This window comes from Oceanobacillus iheyensis HTE831 (assembly GCF_000011245.1).
Classification (GTDB): domain Bacteria; phylum Bacillota; class Bacilli; order Bacillales; family Amphibacillaceae; genus Oceanobacillus; species Oceanobacillus iheyensis.
The window spans coordinates 537,037-553,650 of sequence record NC_004193.1 but is presented as its reverse complement, the minus strand read 5'-3'; the positions used below and the strand labels follow the sequence as shown (position 1 = coordinate 553,650).

The window sequence follows — 16,614 nt, the reverse complement described above, 5'->3', positions numbered from 1 at the left end:
ACTCTTGATTTTTATCTTGTCATTGAACGAATATAGTCATATTGCACGGATAATTTCTCGCGTAATAAATGCTCTTCGTTCTTCATATAAATATCTTGTTTGTTATTTCGATATCTAAATAATTTCTTTAACATTGCTTTCACCTTCCTTTATTAAAATGACCGGTCAGTTTCTTAATATATGAGGAACCATCAAAAATGATTCCAAATTTAGGCATTTGCTGTTAAATATGTGATAAGCACGCTTTCCATTTCTTTAATACTTGCCTCTAACTTCGCCTCGTCATAACCAATAACAGCGTGTAACCAAATTCCATCATGCAAGGACCAAAACATAGATGAAGCTGCCTCAGCATCTATATCTGGCTTGATTTCCCCTAATTTCTGTCCTTGCTCAATAATCTCTTTCGTCAATCCAAACATATCATCAAACCGTTCAACTAAAATATGTTGAACTTCTGGTGAGTCTGTGGAATATAACCAAAACTCAACATGTACACGCATAAATTTTTTCTTTTCCAGACTGTACGGAATATCTTCTCGGATCCAATATTTCAGTTTTTCTAGTGGACTATCGATTTTTGCTAATTTAATCGTAAGCTCTTCTACCATTTCCTGACGTTTTTTCTGAAGCAAATGAATAAAAATTTCTTCCTTGCTTTTGAAGTAGTTGTAGACTGATCCCTTACTTAAATTCGAATATCGAACTATATCGTCGACTGTTGATGCATAGTATCCCTTGGCGGAGAAACACTCCAAAGCAGATTCCAATAAATGTTCTCTGCGTGCTTCTTTTTCTTCATCAGAAATTCGTGGAGCCATAATTACACCTCTTTATTAAAACTGACTGGATAGTTTATATAAATTGTAGTCTTTTTTGACACAATTTACAACCCTTTTATTTTCAAAAAAAAAGAACCCTCCTCCTCCTTTGAGAAGTCAGGGTCCTTTTAATCTTTTATTATTCAGCTAATAATGGGTATACCCCATCTTCATCATGTGTTTCCGTTCCTACTAACGCAGGGTTGAACACACATACCATACGCATTTGAGTTTTTGCACGTAAATAGTGCTTATCGTTATCATTTAAAAGATACATCGTTCCTGGCTTCAACTGCCATACCTCACCAGTATCTTTTTTCTCTACTTCCCCTTCACCTTCGATGCAGTACACTGCTTCAATATGATTTTTGTACCAGAAGTAGCTTTCTGTTCCTGCCTTAATAATCGTATCGTTAAGGCTAAAGCCAACATTGTCTTTATTTAAAACAAAACGTCTGCTTTCCCATGTTTCCCCTTTTTGATGATCCTCTGTACCTTGAATGTCTTCTAATGATTTTACGATCATGATTAAAATTCCTCCTTATTTCTCTAGTGCTGCTTGAATACTTTCTTCTAAGATGTCCATTCCTTTTTCAATACCATCTTCATCAATAATTAATGGCGGAAGGAATTTAACAACTTCATCCTTCGCTCCGGATGTCTCAAGAATTAAACCTCTAGAAAATGCTTCCGCGCAAATTTCGCCTGCAAGTCCATCTACATGAACCCCAATACCAAGCATTAAGCCTCTACCTCTTAAATCTGCATTTAATTCAGGAAACTTTTCTACGATGCGTTTCATTCTCTCTTGGAATAGAGAACTCATTTTCTTAATATTTTGAGAGAATGCATCCGTTTTCCAATTGTTTAATGCTTCTGTAGCTGCTAAAAATGCAAGGTTATTTCCACGGAATGTACCGTTGTGTTCACCAGGTCCCCATTGATCAAATTCAGGTTTAATCAATGTGATTGCCATTGGCAACCCAACTCCACCAATTGATTTTGACAGGCAAACTATATCTGGGTTGATTCCTGCTTCTTCAAAGCTAAAGAATGTACCCGTTCTTCCACATCCTGCCTGGACATCATCAATGATTAGTAGAATATCCCATTTTCTGCAAATTTCTTCTATTTTTTTCACCCATTCAAGACGGGCAGCGTTAATTCCACCTTCTCCTTGAACTGTTTCTAGAATAAATGCAGCTGGTAGTGCTACTCCACTTCCAGAATCCTCTAGGAAACGTTCAATATATGCAATTGAATCTTGCTCATCTACATATTGATCAAATGGCATAGAAATTGCATGATTTAACGGTATTCCAGCTCCATTACGTTTAAAGGAATTACCTGTAACCGATAGGGAACCGATTGTCATTCCGTGAAACGCATTTGTAAAACCAATTACCGTATCTCGTCCTGTTACTTTACGAGCAATTTTTAAAGCACTTTCAACCGTATTCGTACCTGTAGGACCAGGGAACATTACTTTATAATCCATATTACGTGGTTTTAAAATTATTTCATTAAATGACTCTAAGAATTTTTTACGCGGTGCCGTAGCCATATCAAGACTATGAATAACACCATCATTTTGTATATAATCAATCATGACTTTTTGCATTTCACTTGGATTATGGCCATAATTTAGTGCACCTGCCCCAGCAAAGAAGTCAATATACTCATTTCCATTTTTATCCCACAGCTTATAGCCTTTCGCTTTTTCAAATACTACTGGCCATCCGCGACTATAGCTTCTTACCGCTGATTCCATTTCTTCAAATACTGCCATATCATTCCGGGCTTTATCAACAATCGTTGTCATTATATCATCCTTTTATTTTTATTTTTTCTCATTGGCCCTATTCTAAAAAGTAGTTCCTCTTCATGTTCTTCATCTTTAGCTGGAAAATGATCTGTTTTAAAATAATCGCTTATTTTCCAGTTTGTATGAATTTTTCTTGCTAATCCTAGGAACAAGTAATTGGATGGTTTATTTGAAGGGGCAACTGTTGCCTCAATAAAATTAACCGACTCGTTCCACTCAAGTAATTGAAGTAGCATCTTGGTTGCTAATCCTTTTCCTCTTTGTGTTGAAGAAACGGCAACCTGCCATATAAAGAGGGTATCTTCCTTTTCAGGATGCATAAATCCCGAAATAAATCCGACAATTTGTTGTGTTTCTTTATGCTCTACGACGATGGAAGATTCTGCGAAAACTTCGCACCATAATACATAACTATACGATGAATTTAAATCTAAATTTCCTATCTCTCTAACTAGCTCCCAAACGGGACCCCCATCTTCTTTTGTTGGTCTTCTAAAGTAATACTCATCCGTATCTACCTTTAACTTTTCAGCAACATCTAAAATCGTAGTGATGCTTTCACCTCCAAATTATTTGAACAATCACGTCTTTTAGAATATAAATAATTTACCAATTCGTCAAAACGGATTAATCGTGATTAATAGCGATTAATGCCCATTAAATGGACTGAGCTTCGTTTAGATGCCATCGCTTATTAAATAGTCCCAAATCGTGCCAAATAGTTAAAAATTTGGATAACCTAAAAATTTCCATCTAATAACATCCTTATTATATAGGCGATTTTTTATCTATACAGAATAAAATTGCTAGCGTACGCGTTCTACTGCTTAATTTTATAATTTCTAGAACATAAAAAAATGGAGAAACCGACGATTTCGGTTTCTCCTATTCATGGGTTGTTGGAAGTTGATCTATGACAAATCTTGTCTAGATTCAATATAATATATGTGAATTATCGTATACCTGCATCGTCACCTGTATCAATGCAAACATACATTTTTAAAAGGCTTCAGTAATAATTAATAAAATTCCATCCAATCTGCATAAACTTCACCTTCTATTTTTGACTGATTTACGATTAACTCTCCAGTAAATACATTGTAGAAAGTATTAATATTGGTAACATTCAACATAATTTTGTTTCTACCTTCATTTGGAGAATATAATAGATATGCATTTTCACCTCGCACTTCTAACATTGGAATACTATATGGACTCTCTACTTCCACCTGACTTACTGTCTCTATCTCTTCTGTATCAATATCAAATAATTCCATACTTAATTTACCGCCCTCTTCTTTCACGAATAAAACATTTCCTTCATATAAAACTGGGGCAGAATTCTCTGTAATTATTTCTGGTAATTCTACCTGCTCTCCTGCTTCTGCGTCATATAAATATAGTCTATGAGCAGTATTTGTATTTTGGTAATTTTGTGATTCAGCGCTTTCTTCAATTAGATTATACGTACGTTCCACAATTAAATAGTATTCTTTGTTTTCTTGTATAAAGCTATCTAAGAATTCTAGTTCAACTTCCTTTTGCTTATTGTTATTTTCAACTATTTGTTTTTCTTCAACTATTTTTTCTTGATCAAGGTCTATTCGAATGGATTTATAATTCATGATAGGAAATCCATTTTCGCTGGTTTCCTTTTCATAACCAAGAATCATATATAACTGATTATCGTTATAGTTTAAAGAGGAAATATGCACATACGCACTTTCTAAATGTTCCAGTGGAAATTCCATCTTATTAACTTCCTTATTTTCCTTGTATAATACTTCCACCATCAATTTCTCTTCTTTAATGTCCGCAAAAATAACATACTCATTTGTTTCCTCATATAATTCAATAAATAATGGTTTTCCTCGCATAAATGATTTGTATTCATTTATATATTCATTCAATTGCTGGTGATTATAAATATTTAATCTCGAATCAATAAAATTAGCTCCTACAATATCTTGTTGAAGATTATCTTTTGATTTATTTGTTGATAGTCTATACATTACGGATTGATTTACTGTTGAAGTAGAACCCACAATATCCATATTGTCTAATTCAGAATAATCACCTGAAGTTTTTTTCCACTCTAAACCTATTGGAGTATGATCAATTTGTGCATAATAAGTTGTAATAATGACTACAATGGCTAATAATATACTCCAAATACCCCAATACCTTTTTAAATGATTCATTTAAGATCACACCCTTATTTTCTTATTCAATAAGTAGTTACTTAACCAAAGCGATAATCCACCAATCAGTATGAGTAATGCCCCTCGCATAATTTGAACTTCCATCCAATAAAAATAATCATTCGTTAATACCTGGAGAATATCAGGAGAAATAAGTAACAAAATAATTAAACCACCATATACAATAACCATTCCAAAACCTAATAACCGAAAGCTTCTTTCCATAAGAATCATTGTAAAGATAACGAACATGGATATAATTCCTATGACATAATAAATAATAAAATCAACATAATAAGTCGGTACAAACAAGGACAATGCCTGATTACCTAAAATAATATCCGTTAAAGATAAATCAAGACGAAAGTCTATGGGAACCAATAACTCTAATATAAAGTGGAGCATCGGTATCATTAAGATTTGCAGCACCACAAAACCAAATATGAATATCAATATAGAACTAGCTTTAGAAAAGAAGATATTCATTCTATTCGTTGGCAGCATAAGCAGTCGGTACACAAAGGTATTCTTTCCAAACCAATCTCTATACCAAATGAAAAGCAAATAGATTAGTAAAGACACAACAACTAAGGCAATCGCACCTAAAAAGAATATATTGTTTGTAATTTGGTGCATGGAAATCAACCCATATTGGCTAATATATTCTGATTTGTCCATTAAACCTGAAATATAATTTATTTCTAGATTATTTTTATAAGAATTTGAAACAATAAAGACCCCAATTATTTGTACAACTATCAAAACTCCGGATAAAGCTAAAAATATCGGCAAAAATCGTCTAAATTCAAAGTTCACTAATTTAGCAAAATTCCTCAACTGTGATACACCTCTCTCATTACATCAACTACAGATTTTCCTTCATCTTCTCGCATTTGCTCTGTATTAAATTCTTTCACAACTACTCCATCATCTATTAAAATAGCCTTGTCAATTAGATGTTCAATATCACTAATTTCATGTGTTGTAATAATAACTCCTCTGTCCTCAACGAGATGGCTAGTAAATACATCAGCAATTTGTTCTCTGCTAAAGATATCGATTCCAGAAAAAGGTTCATCCATGAGAATATAATCCGTATCCATCGCAAGACCCATAAGCATATTCACCTTTGCTTTATTTCCTTTAGAGAGATTCATAATTCTATCTTCTCGATCAAGCTTAAAGAACTTTAACATCTCATCCGCACGCTTTTGATTCCAATTTAAATAGAAATCATTCATAAACATAAATGCTTCCTTAATTTTCATTCTTGGTAATAACGTAATGGTATCCGGAATATACGTAAGTTTTTCATATGTGTACTTATTTAATAAATCTCCATCAATGGTAATCTTCCCTTTACTAATTGGAGTAAGATTCATGATCGATTGCAGTATAGTCGTTTTTCCAGATCCATTAATCCCGATCAAACAGGTTATTTCACTCTTTTTTGCTTGAAACGTAACCCCGTTTAGGATTGACTTTCTTCCAAACCGCTTATATACATCCGTTAGTTCAATCATTCTAATCCCTCCCACGCGTAACATCATATTGGTTCTTAATACGTTCTATAATTTCTTCTTTAGATAAATGGATAGGCTCTATTGCATGTAAAAATTGTTCAATTGCATTATTAATAAGATCTTCTCTAATTCCTTCTATCTTCTTTGAATCAGAAGTAACACAGCTAGGAAGGTTCTTTTCTGTATATATCAATCCTTCTTCCTCCATTTCTTTATACGCTCGTTGAGCAGTATTTGGGTTGATTTCTAATTGACTAGCCAACTCTCTACGTGAAGGGATTTCTTCTCCAGGTTTTAATTTTCCAGTTGCAATCTGTTCTTTTAGATGTCTTTTCACCTGAATATAAACAGGTTCGCGTTTATTGAATTGCAATTTCATTGCTTTCTCTCCTTCATCTTTGAAACCAGCAAACGGATTCTTTTAGTGTATTAACCACATAATACACTTACACGATGTATTATATGCTTAATACACTAAGAATACAAGTTAAATTTTTAATTTTTTAAAAACTAACTCCGATAAGTGAAATTCTTAATTATTTTCATTGATTCATTAATCACATAAGATAAAATTGGTTATGAAATAGATAGTAATAGGAGGATAGATATCATGAAGAGATTACATACGACAATATTGGCAATTATATTATTCAGTACACTTTATTCATGGGCTTCTTATATATTTGTTTCCCAACGTGCACCTAATACATATTACTTCGGTTTTTGGGAGACATTTGGTTTCGTATTTATGTTTAGCATCCCTCCGTTTGTTGCAGGTGCTATTATATCTTTAGTAATTGATATGATTATTAAGAGGATTTATATTTCATCTAATTTTGTACGTTATTTATTACAACTCAGTTTGTATTCATTAGCAGCTTGCATCATCATTGGTGTATTATTTGTTATTGATGATGGACCATTTGATTTACGTGAGTTCATGATATTTCTTTTGTTTGGAATTATCGCAGCTAACATTTATTTACATATCTTATTAGCGTTTAACAGGATACATACTCTATTAATAGATAAATATAGTAAATAACTCTCTTCTTTTCTCTTTTTTTGTCTAAAGCCATTCGACAACATATTTCCCGGGAAATGTTATTTTACAAAATAATAGTGATTTCAACAGGGAAAAAACGAATTATGATAAAATAACTAACAGATTAATGAGGAAGGAAGAACTGATATGCATTTTATATCGTGGAATGTAAACGGGATACGAGCTTGCGTTAGAAAAGGTTTTTTAGATTTTTTCCAAGAAATGGGCGCAGATTTCTTTTGCATACAAGAATCAAAATTACAAGAAGGTCAAATTCAATTAGATTTAGATGGATATTATCAATATTGGAACTATGCTGAACGAAAAGGTTATTCGGGTACAGCCATCTTCACCAAATGGGAGCCACTTCATGTTTTTTATGGGATCGATTCCAATAACTACGAACCAGAAGGTAGAATTATTACCTTAGAATATGAATCATTTTATTTGGTCAATGTCTACACTCCAAACTCCAAGCGTGATTTAACCCGATTAGAAGATCGCCTAGAATGGGAAGATCGTTTATTTGACTATTTGCAGAAATTAAATAAGAAAAAACCTCTAGTTTATTGTGGGGACTTGAATGTCGCTCATCATGAAATTGATCTACGAAACGATAAGACGAATCATGGAAATTCAGGGTTTACAAAAGAAGAAAGAAGTAAAATGTCGCGATTACTAGATGCCGGATTTGTCGATACACTTCGTCATTTTCATCCAGAAGCAGACGACATCTTTACTTGGTGGTCTTATATGAAAACGATTCGTGAACGAAATATAGGATGGCGAATCGATTATTTCATTGTCTCAGAGCAACTAATTCCAGCTCTTAAAAAATCGGAAGTACATTCTTCTGTTTTAGGAAGTGATCATTGCCCTATTGGACTTGTCATAGATGAAAAACAATTACTACAACAGGGAGTTGGCGAAGATGAGAGGACTTATACATCATATTGAAATTTATGTTTCCAACTTACGACAATCTCAAGAATTCTGGGGATGGTTATTAGAAGATCTTGGATATGATTCTTACCAAAAATGGGATAAAGGTCAAAGTTGGAAGCTAGATCAATCCTATATTGTATTTGTCCAGGCTGAAGATAAATTTTTAGATATTTGTTATCACCGTCGCAGGGTAGGTCTAAATCATATCGCTTTCCACGCCACATCAAAAGAACATGTTGATACACTAACAGAACAATTGAAGGAAAAACAAATCCCTATTCTGTATCAAGATCGCCATCCTTTTGCTGGCGGACCGAATCACTACGCTATTTATTTTGAAGATCCTGATCGCATTAAAGTAGAGATTGTCGCTCCTTCATAGCCAGTGATCATATAAACTTAAAGAAAAACCCCACTTCACCTGAATTTTTTAAGCTTAGGTAGAGTCGGGTTTTTTATTTTAATTAATGGACTACTTTTCACGCAATTGCTTTTGTAAATAATCAATAATTCCTAAAGCACTCACTTGTAGATCCAGATTAATAATTGTATATACTTTATGATCATCTGGTATACCTTTATCCTGTAAATCTGCTTGCACTTTTTCCAGCAAGCCTTTAGCTATCGCATCATATCCTTTCTCCTCTGCAACGGCTCTCTCGCCTTCCTCTACAAAAATATCGAGCCAAAATAAAACTTGATTAAACGTTTGATTAACTAATTCTGTAGCACCAAAATGGCCAAAGTAAATGTAATCCAAGTCTTTCTTACGCATGCGTTCAATAGAGGCTCTCATTGCAACAGGATCAAAATGATTAGGTGATGTAGATGGCAGGAAATAATCAATACCATGTGGTACTAGCTGTTCATAACGAATTCCAGCAGTATCTCCAATAAACATCCCATTACTCACTGGATCATAAATCCCTAAATGATGTCGCGAATGTCCAGGAGTATCCCAAAATTCAAGTTTACGGGCTGGACCTATAGTCAGGCTGTCTCCCTCTGTCTTTATAATAATACGATCCTCAGGCACTGGGATAATTGGATCGAACAAATCAGAAAAACTTTCTCCATAAATAGCTCTTGCTCCTGCGGCTAACTTCTTCGGATCAATTAAATGTCGCTTTCCTTTTGGATGCACAATTACTGTTGCATTTGGACATAATTGTAGTAGCCGACCTGCACCACCGCCATGATCTAAATGAATATGTGTAAGAATGATATATTTCACTCCTGTTAAATCATGTCCTAAACCTTCTATTCCTTCTTTGATATACGGTACTGATGGACTTGGGCCTGTCTCAATAATCGTTAGTTCTTCTTCCTCCAAAACATAAATACCTGTCCTACTCTCTACATCTAGATCATATCCATCTATCAGCGAGATACCATTTCCTAATGAAATTGGCCTTTTATTATTTCTTTTCATCTCCCTTAGACCTCCTACCAGTTTGTATTCCATTACGTTTATAGTATCATATATGCTTTTTCCTTTAGAAAATTCTTTGATAGATTTTCTTTGTTATTACATACAATAATGGTGTACATTATCAATAGCAGTAATGATATATAAAGGATGAAAACATATGACGAAAAAAAATGTAGATGACTATTTACAAGAAGGCATGTATGGTACACGTTTACCAAAAGAGGCTGAACGTAAACACTTTTTAGGTACTTTACGTGAACGTGTGATTCTTGCTTTAACAATTGGTGAAGTGATGTCCGACCGTGGATTAGAAAAGTTAGAAACAGAAATGAAAAAACATCCAAATTCCACATTATTAATGAATGGAAGCGTAGCGTATAAATTCTTAAAACAAGAAAGAGATCTAGCTGATAAATATAAGATTTCACATACAACTATTAGTAATCAAGAACATCAAACAGAAATTGGAGCCGTATTAACTTACGATCATGCAATTGATAAAGAAGATATCTACCTTTCTAATGACGAAGACCAAGAAAAATCAGACAGCGTAGAAAAAGATGACCAAAAGGATCAAGGAATAGTGGAACGGATCAAATCTTGGTTTAGCTAATTAATCACTAGGCAAAAGTTAGAGTATCTGTTCCACACGGGATAAAATCCTCCATCAAAGGAATACTACTGATGGAGGTGATATAGTGACACATGCATACCGATGTCCTAATTGTAAGACGAACCGCTCTAGATTTAATTTAATTGAACAGCATGCCACTCCGGTAAAGATGGACCCGCAAACTGGTGAAACAATTAACGCTTATACCGATGAAAACGTTGAAGTGTTTCATCAATTATATAAAGGTCCTAAATTAAAGGTACAATGTGCTGCATGCGGACTTATTGAAGAAGAACAAAGCTTTATTAAATATGCAGAATATAACGGTTGATTTATTCCAACCGTTTTTTTATGCTTTCTTAAGCATATCCTTAATCATTCTAATCGTCATCTGAGACCACGTCTGTTAAACTTATACATAGAATGGAGGAATAAAACGATGCAATTAAAAAATAAAAAAGTATTAGCACTTGTTGATCATGACTTTGAAGATTTAGAATTATGGTATCCTGTCCTCCGGTTACGAGAAGAAGGAGCACAGGTCGATCTTATTGGAAAAGAAGCAAATCACAAATATATTGGCAAGTATGGTGTGCCCGTAGAATCTGACTTTGCATTTACGGATGTAAACGATGCTGATTACGATGCAATTCTAGTACCTGGCGGTTGGGCACCAGATAAGCTACGTAGATTCCCAGAAGTTCTTGATATGGTTCGTAATATGAATCAAGCCAAGAAACCAATTGGTCAAATTTGTCACGCTGGCTGGGTGCTTATATCTGCAAATATCCTTAACGGAAAAACAGTAACAAGTACACCTGGGATTAAAGATGATATGACAAATGCTGGAGCAACTTGGGTGGATGAACCTGTCGTTGTGGATGAACATTTAGTATCAAGTCGTCGTCCACCAGATCTACCAGATTATTTACGAGAATTTATTAACGTACTAGCAAATAAATAGGAGGTATATTGGTTATGAAAATTGTTTCTATTGAACCAACACCTAGCCCACATTCAATGAAGATTAATTTGAGTGAGTCTCTACCTCCAGAAGAAACGTATAATTATAATGAAAAAGATGATTTGACTAATGCACCTAACTATGTACAGGAATTATTTGCATTAACAGGGGTTAAAAATATTTACCGTGTGGTAGATTTTATTGCGTTAGCGAGACATCCGAAGACACCGTGGGAAGAATTATTGCCACAAGTACGTGAAGTTTTGGGTACAACAGAGGGATTGGAAATTCCAAATATTACACCTTCCACTGAGCAACAAGATGGTTTTGGAGAAGTCCATGTTTTTATTCAAATGTTCCTTGGTATTCCGATGCAAGTAAAGCTTGAAGAAGATGATGAAGAGAAGCGATTTGGATTACCTGAGATTTTCACAAATGCCGTCATGGATGCTTCACCAGCATCTACAAATGTAATTATGGATCGTAAGTGGGTGGAACAACATCCGAGATACGGTAATATAGACGAAATTGGCGAGGAAGTTGTTGAGGAATTAAAAGCTAGCTATGACGAAGAAAGACTTCAAACACTTGTCAATTTGGCATTCCAAGCGGATAAAACCGAACAAAGTTCTGGATATTATCAAACTGTACCCATCGAAAAGATGGATGATCCGAATTGGAAAAATCGCTATGCTGCTTTAGACCGACTAGATCCGACTATCGATGATCTAGATCTGTTAGAAAAAGCACTTCACGATGAAAAGTCATCAATTCGACGTCTTGCAACGGCCTACCTTGGCATGATTGAAGATAAAAAAGTACTACCTTTGCTTTATATAGCGTTAGAAGATAAAGCTATTAATGTAAGACGTACAGCTGGTGATTGTATTTCTGACCTTGGATTTGCAGAAGCTACACCAAAAATGATTACGACATTGAAAGATAAAAGCCAATTAGTTCGTTGGCGTGCGGCCATGTTTCTATATGAAGTTGGAGATGAATCAGCTATTGCTCCACTTCAAGATGCTGTAGATGACCCTGAATTTGAGGTTAGAATGCAAATAAATATGGCGCTTGAACGAATTCAAGGTGGCAAGGAAGCCAAAGGATCTGTATGGCACCAAATGACACAAGCTACGAAAAAAGGCTGATTATAAAATCAGCCTTTTTTCAGTGAAGTTTCCGCTGTTCTGCAGTAATAGAAAATCAGGGTCTGCAGGCTCTTGAATCGGACATTTACGTACAGATTATCCTCTTTAATCTTCTTAGACTATCCGTCGTAGTCTTGAAGAAATCTTCATACATGCGGGTTAAAAGTACCCTTTACGTAAAGAAAACGTTTTCATATAATAATATATAAAGAGTTTAGAGTTAAAGGGGGAAAAGAGTGTGAAAGTAGAAGAAGGTACATTATTATGGGAACCAAGCGACCAACAAATTAAACAATCAAATATGTATGCATATCAACAATGGCTAGCAAACAATAAACAACTTCATTTGAACGATTATGCTTCTTTGTGGAAATGGTCAGTAGACGATATTAGTTCTTTTTGGGAAACGATATGGGAATACTTTAATGTAATTTCTCACCACCCTTATCAACATGTAATATCAAGTACATCAATGCCTGGTTCTAGATGGTTTAAAGAAGCGAAAGTCAATTATGCAGAACATGTATTTAAGCATAAAGATAATTCCAACCCTGCCATCATACATGCTTCAGAAACAAGAGGAAAGCAAGAAATTTCCTGGCAACAACTTTATCAAGATACGACTGCTCTTCAACTTACACTTAAGAATATCGGTGTAACAAAAGGAGACCGAGTAGTTAGTTATGCTCCTAATATTTATGAAACTGTGGTCGCTTTTCTAGCTACTTCTAGTCTCGGAGCAATTTGGTCCAGTGCATCTCCTGACTTTGGTAAACAAAGTGTTATCGAGCGATTCCAGCAAATTGAACCTAAAGTTATGATTACCATAGATGGCTATCAATATGGTGGTAAAAGCTTTGATCGAATGGCGATTATTGAAGAGATTCAATCAACAATACCTTCTTTAGAAGCTACGATTGCGATCCCTTACTTGCATGCCGATACAGATTTTTCTAATTTAAAACAACCAATAACATGGAAAGATGCAGTGCACACTAGTAAACCCTTAGAACTAACCTTTACACCTGTCGGCTTTAATGATCCACTTTGGGTACTCTATTCATCTGGTACAACAGGAAAGCCGAAAGCAATCGTTCATAGTCAGGGTGGTATGTTACTCGAGCATCTAAAAGCCACTCACTTACATCTCGATTTAGATCAGAATTCTCGATTTTTCTGGTTTACTACAACCGGATGGATGATGTGGAATTTTCTTGTTGGCGGGCTCCTTAATGGTAGCTGTATTATTTTATACGATGGAAGTCCATCCTACCCAGATGAACGTTTCTTATGGAAGTTTGCTGAGGATACAAAAATGACTGTATTTGGAACCAGTGCCAGTTTCATAACTTCTTCGATGAAGAAAGATATCCACCCAGAAGAAGAATTTGATCTTTCTGCTTTAAAAAACATAAGTTCGACTGGATCTCCGTTACCTCCTGAAGGGTTTCAATGGTGTTATACTCATGTAAAAAAAGATATTTGGGTATCTTCTGTTAGTGGCGGAACCGATGTTTGTACGGCCTTTTTACTTGGCTCTCCAACTCTACCAGTATATGCGGGTGAATTGCAGTGTAGTGGTCTAGGAGCAAAAGTGGAAAGTTTTGATTCAAATGGAAATTCATTAGTTAATGAAATTGGCGAGTTAGTACTAACAAAACCATTTCCATGTATGCCGATCTTCTTCTGGAATGACGATGATGGTATGCGAATGTATCATAGCTATTTTGACACTTATCGCGGGGTCTGGTGTCACGGTGATTATATAAAAATCACGGAAAAAGGCACTTCTATTATCTATGGTCGTTCGGACGCAACAATCAATCGCGGAGGTATTCGTATTGGTACAAGTGAGATCTATCGAGCAGTTGATCAAATCGAAGAAGTAGAAGATAGTTTAATGATAGATTTACCTCAAACCAACGGAGACTCGATTACTCCTTTGTTTGTAGTAATGAAAAATAGTAAGCCTTTCACAGATGAAGTGAAAAACTCTATTAAAAATAACTTAAAAACGCACTGTTCACCAAGACATGTGCCTACTCATATGTTTGAAGTGAAGGAATTGCCTAAAACATTAAATGGCAAAAAGATTGAAGTTCCTATAAAGAAAATATTAATGGGCGAAAGTTTTGAGCAAGTAATGAATAAAGGATCGCTTATCAACGAAAGTGCTATTGAATATTTTATTAACTTAGCCAGAGAATGGAATTCCAGCGTCTGAATTAGAACAAAAAACTTGGAATAGTAGCCAACAAAAATCAGTTGGGAGCTATTCCTTTTTTTGGTTTATGAGTAAACAGGGACTTACACACTTTATATGACAAGCCCAACCTCGATTTTATTATAATATTTTCCTCCTAATATCACTTATCAGCATCACATCATTCTGTATCACTAGATTCATACATACGAATGATCATCATAACCTCCACAACTAGATTACAAATTACCAACTGTTTCTGACTCTTTATGCACCTTTATGTTTCCAACACCCGTCACAGCACATATACCATGCTCTTCTTCTCTTTGTAGTATACTCGTATTTCCAATTGCAGAACTAGACTCTGACCATCCATCTCGAATTACTTTTCCAATACCTGTCGATAAATCTAATTTAATATTAGCATCTTTTTCTAACGCTATATTTATATTACCTACTCCACTATTTAAATCTGTATTCCCTTTTATGTCTTTCGTTGAGATAGATCCAGTTCCCGTTTGAGCATCAAGATTTGTTGCGTGTATATGTCGAAGCCGTATATTCCCTGCCCCAACATGCATGCTCAGATTATTTGCTTCTACCTTTTCACAATGAACCCCACCCGATCCTAATTGTATAGTAAACTCGCCGATTATAATTTCAGCGATTCTAATATGACCGACACCGTTGTTTATGGATCCAGCTAAGATAAATTCACGAGGTAATTTAATTTTTAATTTATAGTCTTCGGTTCTTCGTATAATTGTATTTTTATGTTGTAAATGAATAGATAAAATCCCTTCTTGAACATGTATATCCCACAATGGTTTATCGATTTTTTGTGTATAAGTAAGTTCAATATCATTCCCTTCATATGGCTCCACTGTAATATTTGATACCGAGATATCTATCTGTATCTCTTTTACTTCATTACCGTTTATTAATTTTGTGATTCGTTCCATTTCTGCCTTTCTCCCTATCATCTATACCACTCCTCTGTATATATTCCTTCCTATTAAAATTTCTGCTTCACCACTACATCACCCGACCTACTGGTTAATGCTAATACATATTTTGCTTCACCATAATCTTTATGGATTTTCCCATCAGATATATGGCCGGTATCGGTTATAATTGTTCCACTGCCAGCTTGTAACTCACATTTTAAATTTGGTCTTTCATCTAATACTACTTCTATATCCCCACTCCCTACTTTCATCTTCGTATCCCCTTGAAAATTCTCCAAAAATACATCACCTGATCCACCTTCTGAAATCATTTCTTTATACCGAACATGATTATACCTCAAACTACCTGACCCTATTTTGGACATAATCCTATTACAAGTAACATCCACTAATTTAATATCTCCAGACCCACCTACTAACTGAAGATTTTCCCCATTGAAATGATTGATATTTACTTCACCTGTACCAACCTCTACGAAAGCATTATTTACTGTAAGATCGTTGCCTTTGAAGTTTCCAGATCCTACTCTCAACATAATATTTTGAACAACTTGTTTGTAAAAATAAACACTTCCAGAGTCCGCTTCAACTTCCCAGTTTATATTATTTTGTTCGGGAACATATACATCTAATTTAATGGTTTGATTAAATCGAAAATGCAACCTTCTTATTCCAGGTTCTATTGTTAGTCGTAATTGATCTTGATTCTCTTCAACAATCCAATACGGTCCATTTTCAATGGAAGTTAGAAATAAGGAGATATAATTTTCTTTATGCGTATAAATATTAACGTCTGCCCAGCCAGATTGAATAATAATTGTCTCAATATGATTGTTCATCAACTTTTTTTGTTCCTTTATTTGCTTTGACGATTTAAAAAATAACATCCTGTTACCTCCTTAACATTAATTATATCGAATATT

General features: G+C 34.7%; 20 protein-coding genes. 8 read left to right on the top strand and 12 right to left on the bottom strand.

Annotated elements, in window-relative coordinates; all coding sequences use genetic code 11:
* Positions 1–11 precede the first annotated feature (11 nt).
* From OB_RS18740 to OB_RS02790, 9 genes are all read right to left on the bottom strand, one after another.
* Positions 12–134, bottom strand: coding sequence for a hypothetical protein (locus OB_RS18740; RefSeq protein ID WP_269445911.1), 123 nt, complete (start codon positions 132–134; stop codon positions 12–14).
* Between the two features lie 75 nt (positions 135–209).
* Positions 210–821 (bottom strand): TetR/AcrR family transcriptional regulator, encoded by a 612-nt coding sequence (locus OB_RS02825; protein ID WP_011064923.1) that lies wholly within the window; start codon positions 819–821, stop codon positions 210–212.
* A 139-nt stretch (positions 822–960) separates the two neighbouring features.
* Positions 961–1,347, bottom strand: a complete 387-nt coding sequence (locus OB_RS02820) for an ectoine synthase (protein ID WP_011064922.1) — start codon at positions 1,345–1,347, stop codon at positions 961–963.
* 15 nt (positions 1,348–1,362) lie between these two features.
* Positions 1,363–2,643 carry a diaminobutyrate--2-oxoglutarate transaminase gene (ectB, locus tag OB_RS02815; RefSeq protein WP_011064921.1) on the bottom strand — a complete coding sequence of 427 codons (1,281 nt, stop codon included), beginning with the start codon at positions 2,641–2,643 and terminating at the stop codon, positions 1,363–1,365.
* A complete protein-coding gene (gene ectA, locus OB_RS02810) occupies positions 2,643–3,191 on the bottom strand; it encodes a diaminobutyrate acetyltransferase (protein WP_041544082.1) in 549 nt (182 codons plus the stop codon). The genes ectB and ectA overlap by 1 nt, the downstream gene beginning before the upstream one ends.
* 474 nt (positions 3,192–3,665) lie before the next feature.
* Positions 3,666–4,847 carry a hypothetical protein gene (locus OB_RS02805; protein WP_011064920.1) on the bottom strand — a complete coding sequence of 394 codons (1,182 nt, stop codon included), beginning with the start codon at positions 4,845–4,847 and terminating at the stop codon, positions 3,666–3,668.
* Between the two features lie 6 nt (positions 4,848–4,853).
* A complete protein-coding gene (locus OB_RS02800; RefSeq protein ID WP_231846982.1) occupies positions 4,854–5,663 on the bottom strand; it encodes a hypothetical protein in 810 nt (269 codons plus the stop codon).
* 17 nt (positions 5,664–5,680) lie between these two features.
* Complete coding sequence (locus tag OB_RS02795) at positions 5,681–6,370, bottom strand: ATP-binding cassette domain-containing protein (protein WP_011064918.1); 690 nt, start codon at positions 6,368–6,370, stop codon at positions 5,681–5,683.
* Position 6,371: 1 nt separating this feature from the next.
* Positions 6,372–6,749 carry a GntR family transcriptional regulator gene (locus OB_RS02790; protein WP_011064917.1) on the bottom strand — a complete coding sequence of 126 codons (378 nt, stop codon included), beginning with the start codon at positions 6,747–6,749 and terminating at the stop codon, positions 6,372–6,374.
* Positions 6,750–6,980: 231 nt separating this feature from the next.
* Here OB_RS02790 and OB_RS02785 point away from each other — a divergent pair, with 231 nt between their 5' ends.
* The 3 genes from OB_RS02785 to OB_RS02775 all read left to right on the top strand — a co-directional run bounded on the left by OB_RS02785 (position 6,981) and on the right by OB_RS02775 (position 8,742).
* Positions 6,981–7,415, top strand: coding sequence for a hypothetical protein (locus OB_RS02785; RefSeq protein ID WP_011064916.1), 435 nt, complete (start codon positions 6,981–6,983; stop codon positions 7,413–7,415).
* A 147-nt stretch (positions 7,416–7,562) separates the two neighbouring features.
* Positions 7,563–8,372, top strand: coding sequence for an exodeoxyribonuclease III (locus tag OB_RS02780; RefSeq protein WP_011064915.1), 810 nt, complete (start codon positions 7,563–7,565; stop codon positions 8,370–8,372).
* Positions 8,347–8,742 carry a VOC family protein gene (locus OB_RS02775; RefSeq protein ID WP_011064914.1) on the top strand — a complete coding sequence of 132 codons (396 nt, stop codon included), beginning with the start codon at positions 8,347–8,349 and terminating at the stop codon, positions 8,740–8,742. The genes OB_RS02780 and OB_RS02775 overlap by 26 nt, the downstream gene beginning before the upstream one ends.
* Positions 8,743–8,832: 90 nt before the next feature.
* Here OB_RS02775 and OB_RS02770 read toward each other — a convergent pair whose 3' ends face one another.
* Complete coding sequence (locus OB_RS02770) at positions 8,833–9,792, bottom strand: MBL fold metallo-hydrolase (RefSeq protein ID WP_011064913.1); 960 nt, start codon at positions 9,790–9,792, stop codon at positions 8,833–8,835.
* A 157-nt stretch (positions 9,793–9,949) separates the two neighbouring features.
* Here OB_RS02770 and OB_RS02765 point away from each other — a divergent pair, with 157 nt between their 5' ends.
* From OB_RS02765 to OB_RS02745, 5 genes are all read left to right on the top strand, one after another.
* A complete protein-coding gene (locus tag OB_RS02765) occupies positions 9,950–10,405 on the top strand; it encodes a YueI family protein (RefSeq protein WP_011064912.1) in 456 nt (151 codons plus the stop codon).
* Positions 10,406–10,490: 85 nt separating this feature from the next.
* Positions 10,491–10,736, top strand: coding sequence for a hypothetical protein (locus OB_RS02760; RefSeq protein WP_011064911.1), 246 nt, complete (start codon positions 10,491–10,493; stop codon positions 10,734–10,736).
* A 108-nt stretch (positions 10,737–10,844) separates the two neighbouring features.
* A complete protein-coding gene (locus OB_RS02755) occupies positions 10,845–11,369 on the top strand; it encodes a type 1 glutamine amidotransferase domain-containing protein (RefSeq protein ID WP_011064910.1) in 525 nt (174 codons plus the stop codon).
* Between the two features lie 14 nt (positions 11,370–11,383).
* Positions 11,384–12,520 (top strand): conserved virulence factor C family protein, encoded by a 1,137-nt coding sequence (locus OB_RS02750; RefSeq protein WP_011064909.1) that lies wholly within the window; start codon positions 11,384–11,386, stop codon positions 12,518–12,520.
* Between the two features lie 238 nt (positions 12,521–12,758).
* A complete protein-coding gene (locus tag OB_RS02745) occupies positions 12,759–14,744 on the top strand; it encodes an acetoacetate--CoA ligase (protein WP_011064908.1) in 1,986 nt (661 codons plus the stop codon).
* A gap of 218 nt (positions 14,745–14,962) precedes the next feature.
* Here the strand turns inward: OB_RS02745 and OB_RS02740 are convergent, their stop codons facing one another.
* Together OB_RS02740 and OB_RS02735 are read right to left on the bottom strand one after the other, a co-directional pair.
* Positions 14,963–15,706 (bottom strand): DUF4097 family beta strand repeat-containing protein, encoded by a 744-nt coding sequence (locus OB_RS02740; protein ID WP_011064907.1) that lies wholly within the window; start codon positions 15,704–15,706, stop codon positions 14,963–14,965.
* A gap of 32 nt (positions 15,707–15,738) precedes the next feature.
* Positions 15,739–16,578: a DUF4097 family beta strand repeat-containing protein gene (locus OB_RS02735; RefSeq protein WP_011064906.1), complete on the bottom strand. Its 840-nt coding sequence runs from the start codon at positions 16,576–16,578 to the stop codon at positions 15,739–15,741.
* Positions 16,579–16,614: the final 36 nt, after the last annotated feature.

Coding starts and splice junctions, on each gene's coding strand:
- OB_RS18740 (WP_269445911.1), bottom strand. CDS start 134: ATGTTAAAGAAATTATTTAGATATCGAAATAACAAACAAGATATTTAT.
- OB_RS02825 (WP_011064923.1), bottom strand. CDS start 821: ATGGCTCCACGAATTTCTGATGAAGAAAAAGAAGCACGCAGAGAACAT.
- OB_RS02820 (WP_011064922.1), bottom strand. CDS start 1,347: ATGATCGTAAAATCATTAGAAGACATTCAAGGTACAGAGGATCATCAA.
- ectB (WP_011064921.1), bottom strand. CDS start 2,643: ATGACAACGATTGTTGATAAAGCCCGGAATGATATGGCAGTATTTGAA.
- OB_RS02805 (WP_011064920.1), bottom strand. CDS start 4,847: ATGAATCATTTAAAAAGGTATTGGGGTATTTGGAGTATATTATTAGCC.
- OB_RS02795 (WP_011064918.1), bottom strand. CDS start 6,370: ATGATTGAACTAACGGATGTATATAAGCGGTTTGGAAGAAAGTCAATC.
- OB_RS02790 (WP_011064917.1), bottom strand. CDS start 6,749: ATGAAATTGCAATTCAATAAACGCGAACCTGTTTATATTCAGGTGAAA.
- OB_RS02785 (WP_011064916.1), top strand. CDS start 6,981: ATGAAGAGATTACATACGACAATATTGGCAATTATATTATTCAGTACA.
- OB_RS02780 (WP_011064915.1), top strand. CDS start 7,563: ATGCATTTTATATCGTGGAATGTAAACGGGATACGAGCTTGCGTTAGA.
- OB_RS02775 (WP_011064914.1), top strand. CDS start 8,347: ATGAGAGGACTTATACATCATATTGAAATTTATGTTTCCAACTTACGA.
- OB_RS02770 (WP_011064913.1), bottom strand. CDS start 9,792: ATGAAAAGAAATAATAAAAGGCCAATTTCATTAGGAAATGGTATCTCG.
- OB_RS02765 (WP_011064912.1), top strand. CDS start 9,950: ATGACGAAAAAAAATGTAGATGACTATTTACAAGAAGGCATGTATGGT.
- OB_RS02755 (WP_011064910.1), top strand. CDS start 10,845: ATGCAATTAAAAAATAAAAAAGTATTAGCACTTGTTGATCATGACTTT.
- OB_RS02750 (WP_011064909.1), top strand. CDS start 11,384: ATGAAAATTGTTTCTATTGAACCAACACCTAGCCCACATTCAATGAAG.
- OB_RS02740 (WP_011064907.1), bottom strand. CDS start 15,706: ATGATAGGGAGAAAGGCAGAAATGGAACGAATCACAAAATTAATAAAC.
- OB_RS02735 (WP_011064906.1), bottom strand. CDS start 16,578: ATGTTATTTTTTAAATCGTCAAAGCAAATAAAGGAACAAAAAAAGTTG.